The organism is Pseudomonas sp. HC1(2025), assembly GCF_058742075.1.
On sequence record NZ_CP196017.1, the window covers coordinates 1,192,861 to 1,210,805 of the forward strand.

The 17,945-nt window shown below is 62.8% G+C and carries 8 protein-coding genes; 6 read left to right on the forward strand and 2 right to left on the reverse strand.

Going from position 1 to position 17,945, the window contains the following annotated elements:
* The first annotated feature begins 5 nt into the window (after positions 1–5).
* From treC to ACSSVH_RS05235, 4 genes are all read left to right on the forward strand, one after another.
* Positions 6–1,652, forward strand: coding sequence for an alpha,alpha-phosphotrehalase (treC, locus tag ACSSVH_RS05220; protein WP_170042962.1), 1,647 nt, complete (start codon positions 6–8; stop codon positions 1,650–1,652).
* Positions 1,653–1,723: 71 nt separating this feature from the next.
* Entirely contained in the window at positions 1,724–2,944 is a 1,221-nt protein-coding gene (locus ACSSVH_RS05225) for a maltoporin (protein WP_170042961.1), read from the forward strand.
* A gap of 169 nt (positions 2,945–3,113) precedes the next feature.
* Entirely contained in the window at positions 3,114–5,645 is a 2,532-nt protein-coding gene (gene ptsP / locus ACSSVH_RS05230; RefSeq protein WP_492634183.1) for a phosphoenolpyruvate--protein phosphotransferase, read from the forward strand.
* A 2-nt stretch (positions 5,646–5,647) separates the two neighbouring features.
* Positions 5,648–5,932, forward strand: a complete 285-nt coding sequence (locus ACSSVH_RS05235) for a PTS sugar transporter subunit IIB (RefSeq protein WP_169956669.1) — start codon at positions 5,648–5,650, stop codon at positions 5,930–5,932.
* A gap of 138 nt (positions 5,933–6,070) precedes the next feature.
* On the opposite strand, the gene mltF is transcribed toward ACSSVH_RS05235, so the two are convergent.
* Complete coding sequence (gene mltF / locus ACSSVH_RS05240) at positions 6,071–7,531, reverse strand: membrane-bound lytic murein transglycosylase MltF (RefSeq protein WP_432755116.1); 1,461 nt, start codon at positions 7,529–7,531, stop codon at positions 6,071–6,073.
* 287 nt (positions 7,532–7,818) lie between these two features.
* Here mltF and purL point away from each other — a divergent pair, with 287 nt between their 5' ends.
* Together purL and ACSSVH_RS05250 are read left to right on the forward strand one after the other, a co-directional pair.
* A complete protein-coding gene (gene purL / locus ACSSVH_RS05245) occupies positions 7,819–11,715 on the forward strand; it encodes a phosphoribosylformylglycinamidine synthase (RefSeq protein ID WP_169956698.1) in 3,897 nt (1,298 codons plus the stop codon).
* A 4-nt stretch (positions 11,716–11,719) separates the two neighbouring features.
* Entirely contained in the window at positions 11,720–12,031 is a 312-nt protein-coding gene (locus ACSSVH_RS05250) for a YqfO family protein (protein ID WP_169956665.1), read from the forward strand.
* A 77-nt stretch (positions 12,032–12,108) separates the two neighbouring features.
* Here ACSSVH_RS05250 and ACSSVH_RS05255 read toward each other — a convergent pair whose 3' ends face one another.
* The gene (locus ACSSVH_RS05255) at positions 12,109–17,853 is read right to left on the reverse strand and encodes a dermonecrotic toxin domain-containing protein (RefSeq protein ID WP_492634184.1); all 5,745 of its coding nucleotides are present in this window, start codon (positions 17,851–17,853) and stop codon (positions 12,109–12,111) included.
* Positions 17,854–17,945: the final 92 nt, after the last annotated feature.

The following is a 17,945-nucleotide window of genomic DNA, read 5'->3' on the forward strand; positions in this document are numbered from 1 at the left end:
CCACCATGCAAGACTGGCAACACTCGGTGATCTACCAGATCTACCCCAAAAGCTTCCACAGCCACGCGGGTAACGCCACCGGTGACCTGCTGGGCATCGTGGACAAGCTCGACTACCTCCAGTGGCTGGGCGTCGATTACCTGTGGATCACCCCGTTCCTGCGCTCGCCCCAGCGCGACAACGGCTACGACATCAGTGACTACTACGCCATCGACCCCAGCTACGGGACCATGGCCGACTGCGACCTGCTGATCAGCGAAGCGGCCAAGCGCGGCATCAAGCTGATGCTCGATATTGTGGTCAACCACACCTCCATCGAGCACGAGTGGTTCCAGCAGGCACGCAGCAGCCTCGACAACCCGTACCGCGACTTCTACATCTGGCGCGACCAGCCGAACAACTGGCAATCCAAGTTCGGCGGTTCGGCCTGGGAATACGAGGCGCAGACCGGCCAGTACTTCCTGCACCTGTTCGACCACACCCAGGCCGACCTCAATTGGGACAACCCCAAGGTGCGCGCCGAGGTCTACAAACTCATGCGCTTCTGGCGTGACAAGGGCGTGGGCGGCTTTCGCCTGGACGTGATCAACCTGATCTCCAAGCCGGCGGATTTCCCCGAAGACAACAGCGACGGCCGGCGCTTCTACACCGACGGCCCGAACGTGCACGCGTACTTGCAGGAAATGCACCGCGAAGTGTTCGAGGGCCACGCGCTGATCAACGTCGGCGAGATGTCCTCCACCAGCCTGGAACACTGCATTCGCTACTCTCGCCCTGAGTCGAAAGAACTGTCGATGACCTTCAACTTTCATCACCTGAAAGTCGATTACCCCAACCTGCAAAAGTGGGTGCGCGCCGACTTCGATTTCCTGCAGCTCAAGCAGATCCTTTCCGACTGGCAAATGGGCATGCAGGCCGGTGGCGGCTGGAACGCGCTGTTCTGGTGTAACCACGACCAGCCGCGGGTGGTCTCGCGATTTGGCGATGACGGCGAGCACCGCGTGGTCTCGGCCAAGATGCTCGCCACCGCTTTGCACTTCCTGCAGGGCACGCCGTTTGTGTACCAGGGCGAAGAGCTGGGCATGACCAATCCGGGCTTTGACAGCATCGAGCAGTACCGTGATGTCGAGACCCTGAACATCTACCGCCTCAAGCGCGATGCCGGTGAGTCCGAGGCCTCGAGCATGGCCGCGATCATGCAGAAGTCCCGTGACAACGGGCGCACGCCGATGCAGTGGAACAGCCAGGCCAATGCCGGTTTCAGCCGCGCTGAACCGTGGATCGGCATCCCGGCCAATGCGGCGCAGATCAATGTCCAGAGCCAGCTGGATGACCCGGATTCGGTGCTGCATCACTACCGGGCCTTGATCGTTTTGCGGCGCCTTGAGCCGCTGATCCAGGAGGGGGTTTACCGCCAACTGCTACAGGACCACGACAAGGTCTGGGCGTACCTGCGCGAAGGCCATGGCGAACGCCTGCTGGTGCTGAACAACTTCTACGGCCAGCCCTGCGAAATCCAACTGCCTCACAGCGTGATTGGCTCGGCGAGCGCGCAACGCCTGCTGATCAGTAACTACCCCGACTGCCCGGTGCGCACCGACACGCTCATCTTGCGTCCTTACGAGTCTTTTGTGCTGCACCTGACCGACTGAAACATCCCCTTTTCAGGAGCCGGTTTGCCGGCTCCGACAGGGAAAAAATAAAAAAAATAATGGAGCGCTTCATGAAAACAACAATAAAGCTGGGCCTCGTCGCATCCTGCCTGACCCTGCCCCTGGCGGCCCACGCCCTGGAATTTGCCGGCTACCTGCGTAGCGGCGCCGGCACCTCGACCGGCAGCGGCCCGCAGCAATGTTTCCAACTGCCGGGCGCTCAATCCAAGTACCGCCTGGGTAACGAATGCGAGCAATATGCCGAGCTGGAATTGCGCCAGGACCTGTTCACCCTGGACGACGGTTCGGTGCTGAGCGTGGATGCCATGGCCTCGCTGTATAACAAATACGACCGCGAACTGAAGTTCCAGGGCGAAAACAACGGCTCGGCGCGCATGCCACAGATGTATGCGCAATGGTCGAACATGCCCAGCCTCAACGGCGGCTCACTGTGGGCCGGTCGGCGCTACTACAAACGTAACGACATCCATATTTCCGACTTCTACTACTGGAACCAGAGCGCCACCGGCGGCGGCATCGAGGACGTGCTGATCGGCGATCTGAAGTACAGCTACGCCCTGTCGCGCAAGGACAACCTGTACCAGAAGCAATACGCCACCCGTCACGACTTCAACGTCGCAGGCTTCAAGACCAACCCCGGCGGCGAACTGGAACTGGGCCTGAGCTATATCGAACAGGCGGGCGGGCGCGACACCCACAGTGGCTGGGCCCTCACTGCGCAGCATGTGCAGGCTGCGTTCCTCGGTGGCAAGAACAAGTTCGCCCTGCAGTACGGCGAAGGGCCGGGCACCGGCCTGGGCTACACCGGGAATACAGCTCTGGAGCGCAGTAGCAAAAGCTACCGTGCGGTGGAGTTTTTTGACTGGCAAGTGACCCCGCGTTTTGGCGGCCAGGTGGAGGCGGTGTACCAGAAAGACGTGCGCCCCGGCAGCCAGGACCAGACCTGGATGTCTGTCGGTGTGCGCCCGGCGTATGCCATCAGCGAACAGTTCAAGCTGGTCACCGAACTGGGCCACGATCAGGTCGATGCCAGCGGCGGTACGCGCAAACTCAGCAAGTTCACCTTCGCCCCGACCTGGTCGCCCAAGGGCCCGGATTTCTGGGCGCGGCCGGAGGTGCGCTTGTATTACACCTATGCCACCTGGAACCAAGCAGCCAAGCGCGCGGCCAATGAACTGGCGGCGGGTTCGGCGTTGTCCGACACCGGCTCCTATGGCACCGCGCGCCACGGTTCCAACTTCGGTGTGCAGGTCGAATACTGGTGGAAATAAACACCGGCTTTATGTGGGAGCCGGGCTTGCCCGCGATACAGGCGGCTCGGTATTCCAATGAGACCGCGTTGATGCAATCGCAGGCAAGCCAGCTCCCACAGGGGCCCATTTCACCCCGGGATGTGTACTCGGCCCATGTTTTTTACAGAACCAAACAGCAGGTGATGTCATGACCACAACTCAACCCCTGGAACTGCTGGCGCCCCTGGCGGGTGTGCTGTTGCCCCTGGACCAGGTGCCGGATCCGGTGTTCTCCAGCCGCCTGATTGGCGACGGCGTGTGTATCGATCCCACCTCGCAGACCCTCTGCGCGCCGCTGGCCGGGGTGATCAGCAATATCCAGGACAGTGGGCATGCGGTCAGCGTCACCGACGACCAGGGCGTGCAAGTGCTGATGCATATCGGCCTGGACACCGTGAACCTGGCGGGCAAGGGCTTCACCCGGCTGGTCGAGGAAGGCCAGCGGGTTGAGGCGGGCCAGCCTTTGATCGAATTCGATGGCGACTTTATCGCGCTCAATGCCCGTAGCTTGCTGACCCTGATGCTGGTGGTCAGCGGTGAGCCATTTGTGCTGCTGGCGGCGGGCGCGGGGTTGGTGGAAACCGGGCAACCGTTGTTGCGTGTGACGCCGGTAATACGCGCCGCCAACGATGACGAGGAGGAGGGTGACGCACTGTTCTCCAAGCCCCTGAAGCTGCCCAACGCCAACGGTTTGCATGCCCGCCCGGCGGCGGTGCTGGCCCAGGCGGCCAAGGCTTTTAAGGCGAGCATCTGCCTGCACAAGCAAACCCAGAGCGCCAACGCCAAGTCCCTGGTGGCGATCATGGGCTTGCAAACGGTACGGGGCGATACCCTGCAAGTGAGCGCGGCGGGGGAGGATGCCGCGGCGGCGATCCAGGCGTTGGTTACGCTGTTGACAGAAGGCTGTGGCGAAACCGTTGCGCTGGTGGCCGAGGTGGTTGAGCCAGTTGCGCCGCTGTCATCGGCAAGCGTGCTGCGTGGCGTATGTGCATCGCCGGGTTCGGCGTTTGGTCAGGTGGTGCAGGTGGCTGAGCCCGAGCTGAATGTGCCTGAGCAGGGGGCTGGCGAGACGCTGGAGCATGCCGCCCTGGCACGTGGCTTGCGCGCTGCAACCCAAGCGCTGCAAGTGTTGCAGGACAAGGCCGGCGGCAGTGCCCAGGCAGAGATTTTCCGCGCCCACCAGCAATTGCTCGAAGACCCGACCCTGCTTGAACAAGCCCACGGCCTGCTCGCCCAAGGTAAGAGCGCCGCCTTTGCCTGGAACAGCGCCACACTCGCCACCGCCGGGCTGTTCGAGCAATCCGGCAGCTCCCTGCTGGCCGAACGCGCCGCCGATATGGAGGATGTTGGCCAGCGTGTACTCAAGCTGATCCTCGGGGTGCAGGACGGCGCCTGGGAGTTGCCGGAGCAGGCAATCCTGATTGCCGAGCAACTGACACCCTCGCAAACCGCCAGCCTCGACCCGCGCAAGGTGTTGGGATTTATCACCGTTGCCGGCGGCGCCACCAGCCATGTCGCGATCCTTGCGCGTGCTTTGGGCTTGCCGGCGATTTGCGGGGTGCCAGCCCAGGTCCTGGACTTGCCCGAGGGCAAGCAAGTGTTGCTGGACGCCGATAAAGGCGAACTGCACCTGGACCCGGACCCGACGGTAATCGAGCGGCTGCGGGCCGCGCGCGCGCAACAGGTGTTGCGTCACCAGCGCGATGTGCAACAGGCCGCCTTGGCGGCTACCACGCGCGATGGTCATCATGTCGAGGTGACAGCCAACGTCGCTTCGCTGCAAGAAGTGCAGCAAGCCCTGGTCTTGGGGGCTGAGGGTGTGGGGCTGTTGCGCTCGGAGTTTCTCTACCTGGACCGCAACCGTGCGCCGAGCCCGCAGGAACAGGCCCAGACCTACAGCGCCATTGCCGGTGCCCTGGGCACCGAGCGCAACCTGGTGGTGCGCACCCTCGATGTGGGCGGTGACAAGCCTTTGGCCTACGTGCCGATGGACAGCGAGAGCAACCCCTTTCTTGGCCTGCGTGGCATTCGCCTGTGCCTGGAGCGTCCGGAACTGTTGCGCGAGCAGTTGCGGGCAATCCTCGCCAGCGCGGGCTTGGCCCGGTTGCACATCATGTTGCCGATGGTCAGCCTGCTGTCGGAGCTGCGCCAGGCCCGCCAGATCCTCGAAGAGGAAGCGGCGGCCCTGGGGCTCACTGAACTGCCGAAACTGGGGATCATGATCGAGGTGCCGTCAGCGGCGTTGATGGCGGATGTGTTCGCGCCCCACGTGGACTTTTTCTCGATCGGCACCAATGATCTGACCCAATACACCCTGGCCATGGACCGCGACCACCCGCGCCTGGCCAGCCAGGCCGACAGCTTTCACCCGGCGGTGCTGCGCCTGATCGCCACCACGGTCAAGGCCGCCCATGCCCACGGCAAGTGGGTGGGGGTGTGTGGCGCGCTGGCGTCCGAAACGCTGGCGGTGCCGATGCTGATCGGGCTGGGGGTGGACGAGTTGTCCGTCAGCGTACCGCTGATCCCGAGCATCAAGGCCACGGTGCGTGAGCTGGACCTGGCGGACTGCCAACTGATCGCCCACCAGGTGTTAAACCTGGAAGAAGCCGCCCAGGTGCGCGAGGCCTTGAGCCAGTACCACGCGGCGACTGTGGAAACCTCACTGGTTGTGGAGAACTGAATATGTTCGAGAAATTGCAGCAGGCGTTCTGGAAAGCCCTGACCCCGGACCTGGTGGCAGAAACGGTGGTTGCCGAGCCGGCGGCTGATGCGATGCTGGCGCCTGAGGTGCTGAGTGCGTTGGGTGGGGCGAGTAATCTCAAGTCACAGCAGCGCGTGGCATTGACCCGGATCCGCGTGCAGCTACAGGACCCGGCGCGGGTGGACGAGGCGGCGCTGAAGGCGGCGGGTATCACGGCGGTGATGGTGCTGGCGGGCGGGGTAGTACATCTGATCACCGGCCTGTAGAACACCACAAAACAAATGTGGGAGCGGGCTTGCCCGCGATAGCGGTGGGTCAGTCAAATACTCATCAACTGGCCCACCGCGATCGCGGGCAAGCCCGCTCCCACATTGGGTTTTGTGGTGTCTGGTCGTTCCCAGGGGTCAGAGTTGGGGGGTATCTTGCGGCGGCTTGGTCTTGTCCACGCCCGGCACATGCAGATTGCCTTCCACCACCTGGTTGCCCTCCAGCTGCGGCTGGGTCACCCAGGTCAGGATGTCGTAGTAACGGCGGATGTTGGCCACGAAGTGCACCGGCTCACCGCCCCGGGCGTAGCCGTAGCGGGTCTTGCTGTACCACTGCTTCTGCGACAGGCGCGGCAGCATTTTCTTCACGTCCAGCCATTTGTTCGGGTTCAGGCCTTCCTTTTGCGCCAGCTTGCGCGCGTCATCCAGGTGACCGCCGCCGACGTTGTAGGCCGCCAGGGCAAACCAGGTGCGATCAGGTTCGAGAATCTTGTCGTCCAGTTCGCTCTTGATCATCGCCAGGTACTTGGCGCCACCCTTGATGCTCTGCCGGGCGTCGAGGCGGTTGGATACGCCCATGGCCTGGGCGGTGTTCTGGGTCAGCATCATCAGGCCACGCACGCCGGTCTTGGAGGTGACCGCCGGCTGCCACAATGACTCCTGATAACCAATGGCCGCCAACAGCCGCCAATCGACCTTTTCTTCCTTGGCCGAGGTCTTGAAAAACTTCTCGTACTTGGGCAGGCGCTGCTGCAAGTGCTGGGCAAAGGTGTAGGCGCCGACGTAGCCCAGCACATCGACATGCCCGTAATAACGATCCTTGAGGCGCTGCAGGGTGCCGTTTTTCTCGACCTTGTCGAGGTAGCTGTTGACCTCGTTGAGCAGGCTGTTGTCTTCCCCGGCTGCCACGGCCCAGCTCTGGTTGCTGGCGTCGCCCAGGTCGAAGGCCACCCGCACGTTGGGGAAGTACACCTGGTTCATCGCCACTTCATTGGAGTCGACCAGGGTCAGGTCGATCTGCCCCTCATCGACCATGCGCAGCAGGTCGACTACTTCAACGGCGTCGGACTCTTCGTACTCAATCGCAGGATTCTGCTTTTTCAGCTCGGCCAGTTGCTCGGCGTGGGTGCTGCCCTTGAGCACCATGATCTTCTTGCCCACCAGGTCGGCCGCGTTGGTGGGGCGGGACTGGCCGTTGCGGTAAATGATCTGCGGGGTCACTTCCAGGTACGCATGGGAGAAGCGCACCTGCTGTTTACGCTGTTCGCTGCTGACCAGGCCGGCAGCGGCCAATACCGGGCCGTTGGGTTTGCCCAACTGGCCGAACAGGTCGTCGAGGTTGTCGGCAGTCTCGATTTCAAGCTTGACCCCCAGGTCGTCGGCAAAGCGCTTGACCAGTTCGTATTCGAAACCGGTTTCGCCGTTGCGGTCCTGGAAATAGGTGGCCGGACTGTTTCGAGTGACCACCCGCAATACGCCATCCTCCTTGATTCGCTCGAGCGTGCTGGGCTTATCAACACAGGCGCTGAGCATCAGGAAGAGTCCGGTGGCGAGGAGCCATTTGGCACATCGCGGGCGCAAAGCAGTTGGGGAGAACATCTGCGCAGTATACGCAAACGGCCCATGGCGCCATATCTCGACAGCATCGGCGTTGTCTGCTAGCGCCCGCGAAACTGTGCTGCAGCCCGCAGAAACGTGGCCTGGGGCGCGATTGTGACGGTTAAAATAACTGCGCCGCCGGCCCTGGAAAACGCCCCGATACCGTGCAATCGGTGCCAACTGACGTTCGGCAGCGGCCAGCGGTGCCGTTTCGGGTGCCGTTGGCGCAGGTTTACGCTAGAATGCACGGCCTCAAAGCACACCCCCTTCCCGAGGCTGTCCCGAAGATGTTGATCCTGCGCGGCGCTCCTGCCCTTTCTGCCTTTCGCCACAGCAAACTCCTTGAGCAACTGAGCCAGAAGGTTCCAGCTGTCACTGGCTTGTATGCTGAATTTGCTCACTTCGCCGACGTTAACGGCGTTTTGACCGCCGACGAACAGCAAGTGCTGGCACGCCTTCTGAAGTACGGCCCCAGCGTTCCCGTTCAAGAGCCGACCGGCCGCTTGTTCCTGGTTCTGCCGCGGTTCGGCACCATCTCGCCCTGGTCGAGCAAGGCCAGCGATATCGCCCGCAACTGCGGCCTGGAAAAAATCCAGCGCCTGGAACGCGGGATCGCCTTCTACGTGGCTGGCCAGTTCAGCGACGCCGAGGCCGAGCTGATCGCCAGCAGCCTGCACGACCGCATGACCCAGATCATCGTCAGCCAGCTGGAACAGGCTGGCGGCCTGTTCAGCCACGCCGAACCCAAGCCGCTGACCGCGATTGACGTGCTCGGCGGTGGCCGCGCCGCCCTCGAGAAGGCCAACACCGAGCTGGGCCTGGCCCTGGCCGAAGACGAGATTGACTACCTGGTCAACGCTTTCAACGGCTTGCAGCGCAACCCCCACGACATCGAACTGATGATGTTCGCCCAGGCCAACTCCGAGCACTGCCGCCACAAGATCTTCAACGCCAGTTGGGATATCGACGGCCAGAGCCAGGAAAAAAGCCTGTTCGGCATGATCAAGAACACCTACGTGATGCACAGCGAAGGCGTTCTGTCGGCTTATAAAGACAACGCCTCGGTCATCGTCGGCTCTGTCGCCGGCCGTTTCTTCCCGGACCCGCAGACCCGCCAGTACGGCGCGGTGCAGGAGCCGGTGCACATCCTGATGAAGGTCGAGACCCACAACCACCCGACCGCGATTGCCCCGTTCCCGGGCGCAGCCACCGGCTCGGGCGGCGAGATCCGCGACGAAGGTGCCACCGGTCGTGGCGCCAAGCCCAAGGCCGGCCTGACCGGTTTTACCGTGTCCAACCTGCAGATCCCAGGTTTCGAACAGCCGTGGGAAGTGCCATACGGCAAGCCTGAGCGCATCGTCACCGCGCTGGACATCATGATCGAAGGCCCCCTGGGCGGCGCCGCGTTCAACAACGAATTCGGGCGTCCGGCCCTGACCGGTTACTTCCGTACCTTCGAGCAGTCCATCACCACCCCCCGTGGCGATGAAGTGCGCGGTTACCACAAGCCGATCATGTTGGCCGGCGGCATGGGCAACATCCGTGAAGACCACGTGCAGAAGGGCGAGATTCTCGTCGGCTCCAAGCTGATCGTCCTCGGCGGCCCGGCCATGCTGATCGGCCTGGGCGGCGGCGCGGCTTCCTCCATGGCCACCGGCACCAGCTCGGCGGACCTGGACTTCGCTTCGGTACAACGGGAAAACCCTGAGATGGAACGCCGTTGCCAGGAAGTCATCGACCGTTGCTGGCAGTTGGGTGACAAGAACCCCATCAGCTTCATCCACGACGTCGGCGCCGGCGGTCTGTCCAACGCCTTCCCGGAACTGGTCAACGATGGCGACCGTGGCGGCCGTTTCGAACTGCGCAATATTCCAAACGACGAGCCGGGCATGGCCCCGCACGAGATCTGGAGCAACGAATCCCAGGAACGCTACGTGTTGGCGGTGGGGCCTGCGGACTTCGAACGCTTCCAGGCGATCTGCGAGCGCGAGCGTTGCCCGTTTGCGGTCGTCGGCGAAGCAACCGCCGAGCCGCAACTGACCGTCACCGACAGCCACTTCGGCAACAGCCCGGTGGATATGCCGCTGGAAGTGCTGCTGGGCAAGGCTCCGCGCATGCACCGCTCGGCGGTACGTGAAGCCGAGTTGGGCGATGATTTCGACCCAAGCAGCCTCGACCTGGCCGACAGCATCGAGCGCGTGCTGCACCACCCGGCCGTGGCGAGCAAAAGCTTCCTGATCACCATCGGCGACCGCACCATCACCGGCCTGGTGGCCCGTGACCAAATGGTCGGCCCATGGCAGGTGCCGGTAGCTGACGTTGCCGTGACCGCCACCAGCTTTGACGTGTACACCGGTGAAGCCATGGCCATGGGCGAGCGCACGCCGCTGGCCCTGCTGGACGCCCCGGCGTCGGGCCGCATGGCCATTGGCGAAACCATCACCAACATCGCCGCGTCGCGCATTGGCAAGCTGTCCGATATCAAGCTCTCGGCCAACTGGATGTCTGCTGCCGGCCACCCCGGTGAAGATGCGCGCCTGTACGACACCGTCAAGGCGGTCGGCATGGAGCTGTGCCCGGAACTGGGAATCACCATTCCGGTGGGCAAGGACTCCATGTCCATGGCCACCCGTTGGAACGATGAGGGCACCGACAAGAGCGTCACTTCGCCGCTGTCGCTGATCGTCACCGGCTTTGCGCCGGTCACCGACATCCGCCAGACCCTGACCCCGCAACTGCGCATGGACAAGGGCACCACCGACCTGATCCTGGTTGACCTGGGCCGTGGCCAGAACCGTATGGGCGCCTCGATCCTCGCCCAGACCCACGGCAAGCTTGGCAAACAGGCGCCGGACGTCGATGACGCCGAAGACCTGAAAGCCTTCTTCGCCGTGATCCAGGGCCTGAACGCCGACGGCCACCTGCTGGCCTACCACGACCGTTCCGACGGTGGTTTGCTGACCAGCGTCGTGGAAATGGCCTTTGCCGGTCATTGCGGCCTGAGCCTGAACCTCGACGGTCTGGCGGAAACTTCCGCTGACATTGCCGCCATCCTGTTCAACGAAGAACTGGGCGCGGTGATCCAGGTGCGCCAGGACGCCACCCCGGACGTGCTTGCACAGTTCAGCGCTGCTGGCCTGGGCGACTGCGTGGCGGTGGTTGGCCAGCCGATCAACAACGGCGTGATCAACATCGTCTTCAACGGCGACACCGTGTTTGAAGGCCAGCGCCGCCTGCTGCAACGCCAGTGGGCCGAGACCAGCTACCAGATCCAGCGCCTGCGCGATAACGTCGACTGTGCCGAGCAGGAATTCGACGTGATCCTGGAAGAAGACAACCCGGGCCTGAGCACCAAGCTCAGCTTCGACGTCAACCAGGACATCGCCGCGCCGTACATCAAGAAAGGCATCCGGCCACAGGTTGCCGTACTGCGTGAGCAGGGCGTCAACGGCCAGGTGGAAATGGCGGCCGCGTTCGACCGTGCAGGCTTCAATGCGATCGACGTGCACATGAGCGACATCCTCGCCGGTCGCGTCGACCTCAATGAGTTCAAGGGCCTGGTGGCCTGCGGTGGTTTCTCCTACGGCGACGTATTGGGTGCCGGTGAAGGCTGGGCCAAGTCGGCCCTGTTCAACAGCCGCGCGCGCGATGCGTTCCAGGGCTTCTTCGAGCGCAACGACAGCTTCACCCTGGGTGTGTGCAACGGTTGCCAGATGATGTCCAACCTCAGCGAACTGATCCCGGGCAGCGAGTTCTGGCCGCACTTTGTACGTAACCGTTCCGAGCAGTTCGAGGCCCGTGTGGCCATGGTGCAGGTGCAGGAATCGAACTCGATCTTCCTGCAAGGCATGGCCGGTTCGCGCATGCCGATTGCCATCGCCCACGGTGAAGGCCATGCCGAGTTCGAAAGCGAGGAAGCGTTGCTGGAAGCCGATCTGTCCGGCACCGTGGCCCTGCGTTTTGTCGACAACCACGGCAAGGTCACCGAAAGCTACCCGGCCAACCCGAACGGCTCGCCGCGCGGGATCACCGGGCTGACCAGCCGCGACGGTCGCGTGACCATCATGATGCCGCACCCGGAGCGGGTGTTCCGCGCCGTGCAGAACTCGTGGCGCCCGGAAGAGTGGAACGAAGACGGCGCGTGGATGCGCATGTTCCGTAACGCTCGTGTGTGGGTGAACTAAGGCGGTGTACAAGCTCAGCTTCTTTGTGCCCGACAGCCATGTGGAGACGGTGAAAAGCGCCGTCTTCGCGGCCGGTGGCGGGCGCATCGGCAACTACGACAACTGTGCCTGGCAAGTGCTGGGCCGCGGCCAGTTCCGCGCGATGGATGGCAGCCAGCCGTTTATCGGGCAGGTGGGCCAGGTCGAGGTGGTTGCAGAATGGAAGGTTGAGCTGGTGGTGGCCGATGCGTTGATCGTGGCGGTAGTTGCTGCGTTGAAGCTGAGTCATCCCTACGAGACACCGGCTTATGAGGTCTGGCAATTGGCGGATTTCTGATCCGCTGGCCGCTAGAACAAGAAACCCGCTGGGCCAAACTGGCCAGCGGGTTTTTTTTGCCTGTCAGATCGCCGAAATCAAAGCCTCGTGATGTCTGGCGCAGGTTTTAGTCCCACCTCCACCTCCAGGGCGCTGATCAACGTGTTTTCGTAGCTGAAACGCTTGCCCTGCATCGGCGCCCAGCGTTCGACATAGAACAGGCCGTCGTGGTCGACCTTGATCGGCGTCGACACGATTTCGCCGCTGCGCGAGCGGTGCAGCAGGTTGGTCTGCGAAGGCGACGGGCGTTCGATCAAGTACAGGCCCGCGAGATTCAATCGACGACGGTCTACCGGGACAAAGGGCGCTGGCGCACGAATCCCCTCCACACCGGCTTCTAAAACAAGGTCGCCGCGTAACGCCCGCCTGAACGGCTTTATGCCCGAGGTCGAAACCTCCCAGGTCCCCGGGCGAATATTCTGCGCCAGCGCCGGGGCGGTATCCCGCACATGCAGGCTGACTGCACCTTGCAGTTCCGCAAGCCCGGCCACGCCCAGGTTGTTATTGGTGTGGGCGCTGCCAATAAAGGCCACCCATTTGTGCGGGCCCTGTGCTGCCTGGTCGGCCTGGATTACTTTTGACGCGAAGTAACTGAACATCTGGTTGCGCCCCAGATCGCCATCCTCCAGGCCCTTGACGTTATAGCTGGCGGTGCAGTCCAGGGCACGGATGCGCAGGCCATGCCTGGCCGCGACCTGGATCACTTCAGTGTAGGAATTTTTGCCCTTGTAGTGCGGCATCTGGCCGCGATCAAGCATGGCCAGGTAGCGCTTGAGGTTGTCCGGCAGGTGTTGGGTGCGCAGGAACAGATCCAGATCTTGCTGATGCATATCGGTCAACAGGTGTTCTACGTACAGCGTCTTGAATGCCTGTTCCTTTAGCTTTTTCATATGTTCACGCAGCCAGCGCTTGCTCGACTGCGCCTGGTGCGCTTCACCGACCACCAGCCCGGAAAACTCGCTGCTCCCAACACGTTCGAGCAGCGCCTGCGGGGTGGCCGGTGTGCCCAGGGTGGAGGGATCGGGCCTGGCTGGCGGTACATGCTGCTCCAGGTAAGCCGCCGCATCGCGACTCAGGCGCTCTCGGGCGTCCAGAAAGACGCTGAAAGCCCTTTGCTCGGTGGCGATCGGTGAGGCGTAGTTGCTGTCCAGCCCACGGCCGGCGGTGCTTTGCCGGCTGATGCTGTCCCGGAAGGCGTGGGGGATATCGTAGTCGCTGAAGTGCGTCACGTCCGTCGTAGACGCGACGCTGGCAGAAGCGGCTTGCCCGGGTTCCTTGTACGCCGTGTGCAGGGCCAGGCGATAATCGCCCTTGGCCAACGGGTCACCGGCTATGGCGCCGGGCGTGTCGACCCAGAGGCCCACCGGCTGGCCCGCCGCCACATCCTCCACGCGCAGGGCCACTGCTTCTTGCAAGTCGGCCAGGCCCGGCGTGCCCTCGAACGTGCGCAGGCGGCTGTGATCCACCAGGGCCACCCAACGTTCGTCCTGTTCGACAAGGGCATCGGCCCCGATGGCTTTATGGGAGTAGAAATTCCTGATGCTGTTGCTGCGCGGGATGGTCGGCGGGGTGTCGCGCATTTGCAGGAAATCGTCCAGCAAGTAGGAGGTGGAAGCGTCCAGGGCCAGGATCTTCACGCCCTTGTCCTTGGCCTTGCGTACCAGGGCAAGGTAGGAGTATTCAGCGTCCGGGGCAAGACCAAAGCCCTTGTCGACCGCTTCGAGATGCTGGCGAATGTTTTCCCAGGTTTTACCCTGATGCAGGCGCTGCAGGCGTGTGCGGAATGCATCGGCGGGCAGGTACTCAATGTACAAGTGTTTGAAGCCGTTGCTGATCAAGGCATCCATCTGCGTGATCAGCAGCTGCTTACTGGCGATGGAGCCCGGTATTGCGCCAATGATCAGGTTTTTGTTGCCGCTGAACGCATCGCTGGCGATCAGTTGCGCGAATGAGGTACTGGCGTCCACGGCCGGGGGAGCGGTGCGCGCCGGTAAAGGCGCGAGCTGGGTGAAAAAGTCTTGGGCGTCAGTGCTCAGGCGTTCGACCTGTTGCAGGTAAACCGTACGCAGCGGGTTAAGGTCGAGGGCGAGCACGCCCCTGGCCACCCCCTCTGAGCCCACTAACTCACTCGTGTTCAGCAGCATCTGTGCGCGCGTATCCGGGTTGATGGCCTTACCCAGATCGCGGGCATAGCTCGGTGGCATCTCATAGGTTTTCAGCGGTTCGGGGGGCTCGGGTAGTTTTTCGTACTTGGGTGCGCCACCAGTGACCCCGGTGCGGCGCCACACACCTTGGCTATCTGGCGCGGCCACCCGAGTGGTGGAGACCAGCCTGCCGGTGACAGGATCCAGTCGATACAGCAGGTAACGGCCGATCGGGTCCGGAACGGTTTTGGCCCATAGTGCCTGGCCTTCGAACAGCACCGCTTGCATATTTTCCAGCGCCAGGGGCTTGGGTTGCAGGGGCTGCACCAGCCTCACCGCTTCGCTCGGTGCAGCGTGGCTCCTGGTGACCTGGCGCAGGCCCGGCCGGGCGAGCTGTTTGACCGAGGCCAGGGCCGGGCGCAGATCGGTGGCGGCGGCCCCGGCACTGTTAAGCACGTAGCCGAGCAAGTGTTCCAGTGCCGCCCCGGTATCGCCCTGCTGGTACGCGTGCAGGGCCAGCATGCCGTCCTTGAATGCCAGCAGCATGCCCAGGCTCAGGCTGAGGCTGGGAAACGGCGCGGTGGCAATCGCGGTGACCCACTCCACGCAGTTCCACAAAATGGCGCTGATCATTTGGTTGCGATTGACCGTGGTGCCTTGCACGTCATCGATCTTGCGCTGCAACGGCATGTTGTACAGGGCCTCGCGTAGATCCTGCAGCGGGGGTTGCCCGTGGGTCGAGTCATAGCGTGCCGGGCTGGTGTCGGTCTGGCTCAGGTCTTCGGGTAATTGGGCCTTGGCGTTTTCCAGGAAGGCCCGGACCCGCACCTGGGACTGGGCGCCGACCCGCAGGGTGAAATAGCCCACCATGCCGGGAATCTTTTTCAACCGGTAATTGAACAGCCGCGCTTCGCGAAAGCTGATGCCGTCCGGTGCGTTTGGGGTGTAGAGCAACGTCGGAAAATCGCCATGGCTGAAGAGCAGGTTGCCCATCACCCATTCGCCGTCCACCAGCAGGCGATGGATAGCGTAGGTGCCACGGGTCTGGGCGGCGGTGTCGTGCATGCTCGCAATACTGCGTTGCAACCACGTCCAGTCTACCCCGGCGATATACCCCTCCAGCCGGCACTCCAGGGCGGCGTTCTGCAGTTGGTGCTGGGTGATGCTCAAGGTGGCATTGCGCCGCAGTGCATAGTCGGTGCTGCCGGTGTTGAGCAAGCGGGTCTTGACCTGGTTGATGTAGCGCTCGCCGACCCAGGTGCCGGTGACCGAGCGTGCAATTTTTTCTGCGCTTAATTGGCTCAAGTCAACGCCGGGCGGGCCTTTGAAACGAGCCGAACGCGAGAATTTCTCGTCGAGAAAACCCACGCCGTCGGCGTAGCCATCGCGGTACAGCTGGGTGTAAGTCAGGGGCGGCGGGGTCAGCGCGCCGAGCAACGACGGCGGTGAAAAGGCCCACACGGTGTCCGGGTCGACATCGTTCTGGGGGCGGCCCAGTAAGTCGTTGAGGCTTTTTCTCGCCTGTTCATGCAGGTAATGGGTAAAGCTGGGAAATCGGGCGTCAGACAACGGATGTTCATTGTAGGTGAGCAGCGCGCCCTCGCTGTCTTCGGCCAGTTTCAACAGCTGCTGGCGGTTGTCGACGCTGGCGGATCGGTACCAACTCGGGGTGCCGAATTCATAGTCGTCGATGCGGGTCGCCAGCACATGGGCCGACATCGCCTTGAGGCACATGGCGTGGCTGCCGATATTGCCAAAACCGATCTCTTGGTATTCCTGGTCGTGGAACTTGAAGCTCAGGCCGCTCAAGACTTGCTTCATGGCCCCGCGAAAACGCAGGGCGACGCGCTTGATCAGATAGTCGGTGAGGGTACCCGGGGGGTGTTTGCTGCCATTGTCCAGGCTCCAGCCGAGGATGTGGTTCTGGCAGGCGAGTTCACTGTCAAACGCCATGAACTGCTGCGCGCGCGGCGCTTCGGGCGTGCACAGCAACAGGCGGATGATTGCGCCGCTCGCATCGCTTTGGCGCAGTACCCACAGGTCCTGCAATTGAGCGGCATGTAGCGACAGAGTGGCGGCGCTCAGGTGCGGGTTGGTGCCCTGGCGCAGGTCCTGCACCAATTGAAAGTCCTCGTCACTGAGGTGGCCTTGCAGCAGGGCGGTGTAGGCCAGTGCGGTGAGCCTTTGGTCGAGCATCCGTTCGATGCTACGGCTGACTTCTGGTTTGGCATGCATTTGCCGTTGCGCGTCGGCAAAGTCGATACGCGGCTGTAAGGTGGCCAGCGTCTGTGCGAGCCAGGTGGGTGTCAGGTCCTGGTAGGCGGTGGGCAGTGTCGCGCCCTGATAGGTGAGCGTGGTTTTGTTCAGGAAGTCCGAGCCCGGCAGGGCATCCCCGTCTTGCAACCCGCGCAGGGCCAGGTCGAGCAGGCTGCGATCATGTTCATACTCGCCGATGGGGTAGACATAGCGCCGGGTGTTGATCAACAGGTGCTCTGGCGCCAGGTCCTGAATGTCCAGCTCGTCGCTCAGGCGTTCAAGCAACTGGTAGCGGGCCAGGGACTGCGGGGTGGTGACCGGGCCCAGCAGGTCGAGCAGGTCCTGGCGGGCTTCGTTGTAGTGCCAAAGGTGGGTGGCGAGGGTGGCGCGCCGCGCTTCGCTGGCGCTGCGATACCAGTCCGGCGCGCTGTGGCGCAGGTGGCGCTCCAGCAAGCGGCGCGCGCGCCACGCCAGGCGCGCGCGCAGGTCCGGCAAGGCGCCGGCAATGGCGCGGTCCAGGGCACTGATCAGTTGCGCGGGGCTCTGTGTGGGGTTGTCCACCAGGCTCAAGGCGCGCTCGATGTCCTGGGTGCGCTTGTCGATCAGGGCGTTGTAGGTGTGTTCAAACAGCGGCCTGTCGCTGATCGGTGCCAGTTGCAGCGGCCAGATGGCCTCGGGGCTGACATCGTGATAACGCACGGGCAGCAGTTGCATGAAGTCGCGACGTTGCTCGGCATCGTCCATTCCTTGCAGTAGATGCCGGTTGAGTTGGGCGAGGGAACTGAAGGATGCGATCCCGCGGGAGGGGGTGAACAGCATCACTTCACCCACCGCTGGCCCGGCGTCCAGGTCGGCGACCAGCGGGCTGGATTGCTGTGTCAGGACAAAGGCGCCGGCCAATTCGACGGTGCGCTCCTGGTATTGGAACGACAGGGCGTACAGGCCCGGGCGTTGCGTGCTGCCCAGGGGCACCCGCTCAAGCATGGCCTGTTGTTGCGGATGCAGAAGGCGGTCCTGGGCGCTGAGTTTGGTTTCATGGGCCAGGGCGCTGAACCCGGCTTCGAAGGTCATATAGGACTTGCGTGGTTTGCCGTCGATCTGCTCGTCGCGATCAAGTTGTTGCAGGTACGTGTTCAGGGTGGTCTTGAGTGTCGCCACACGGGCGGGCAGGACGTCGGCTTTGATACCGATATAGAGGACCTGGCTCTTGTTCATGTATTGCTGGCGGTAGCGCGTCAGCTGGCCATTGATTTTTTCCAGGTAGGCCAGTTCGGCAACAGGTTTTTGTTCGGGCAACAGCGGCGCTTCGACCTGGAGCAGGTGATGGCTGATCTGGTTGAGGTGGCCTTTGATGCCTTCAAAGGTCTGGGGTGTTGTGCTCACGGGCACGCTCTCCATGCTTGAGGTAAGAACCCTCAGCATGGGGAGTTGTGCGTTTGGCTGGGCGGTAGATAAGTAGCGGTACGCCGCCCTGG

Bases quoted from the DNA above. Each gene is read 5' to 3' on its own strand.
- treC (WP_170042962.1), top strand. From the start codon at position 6: ATGCAAGACTGGCAACACTCGGTGATCTACCAGATCTACCCCAAAAGC.
- ACSSVH_RS05235 (WP_169956669.1), top strand. From the start codon at position 5,648: ATGTTCGAGAAATTGCAGCAGGCGTTCTGGAAAGCCCTGACCCCGGAC.
- ACSSVH_RS05225 (WP_170042961.1), top strand. From the start codon at position 1,724: ATGAAAACAACAATAAAGCTGGGCCTCGTCGCATCCTGCCTGACCCTG.
- mltF (WP_432755116.1), bottom strand. From the start codon at position 7,531: ATGTTCTCCCCAACTGCTTTGCGCCCGCGATGTGCCAAATGGCTCCTC.
- purL (WP_169956698.1), top strand. From the start codon at position 7,819: ATGTTGATCCTGCGCGGCGCTCCTGCCCTTTCTGCCTTTCGCCACAGC.
- ptsP (WP_492634183.1), top strand. From the start codon at position 3,114: ATGACCACAACTCAACCCCTGGAACTGCTGGCGCCCCTGGCGGGTGTG.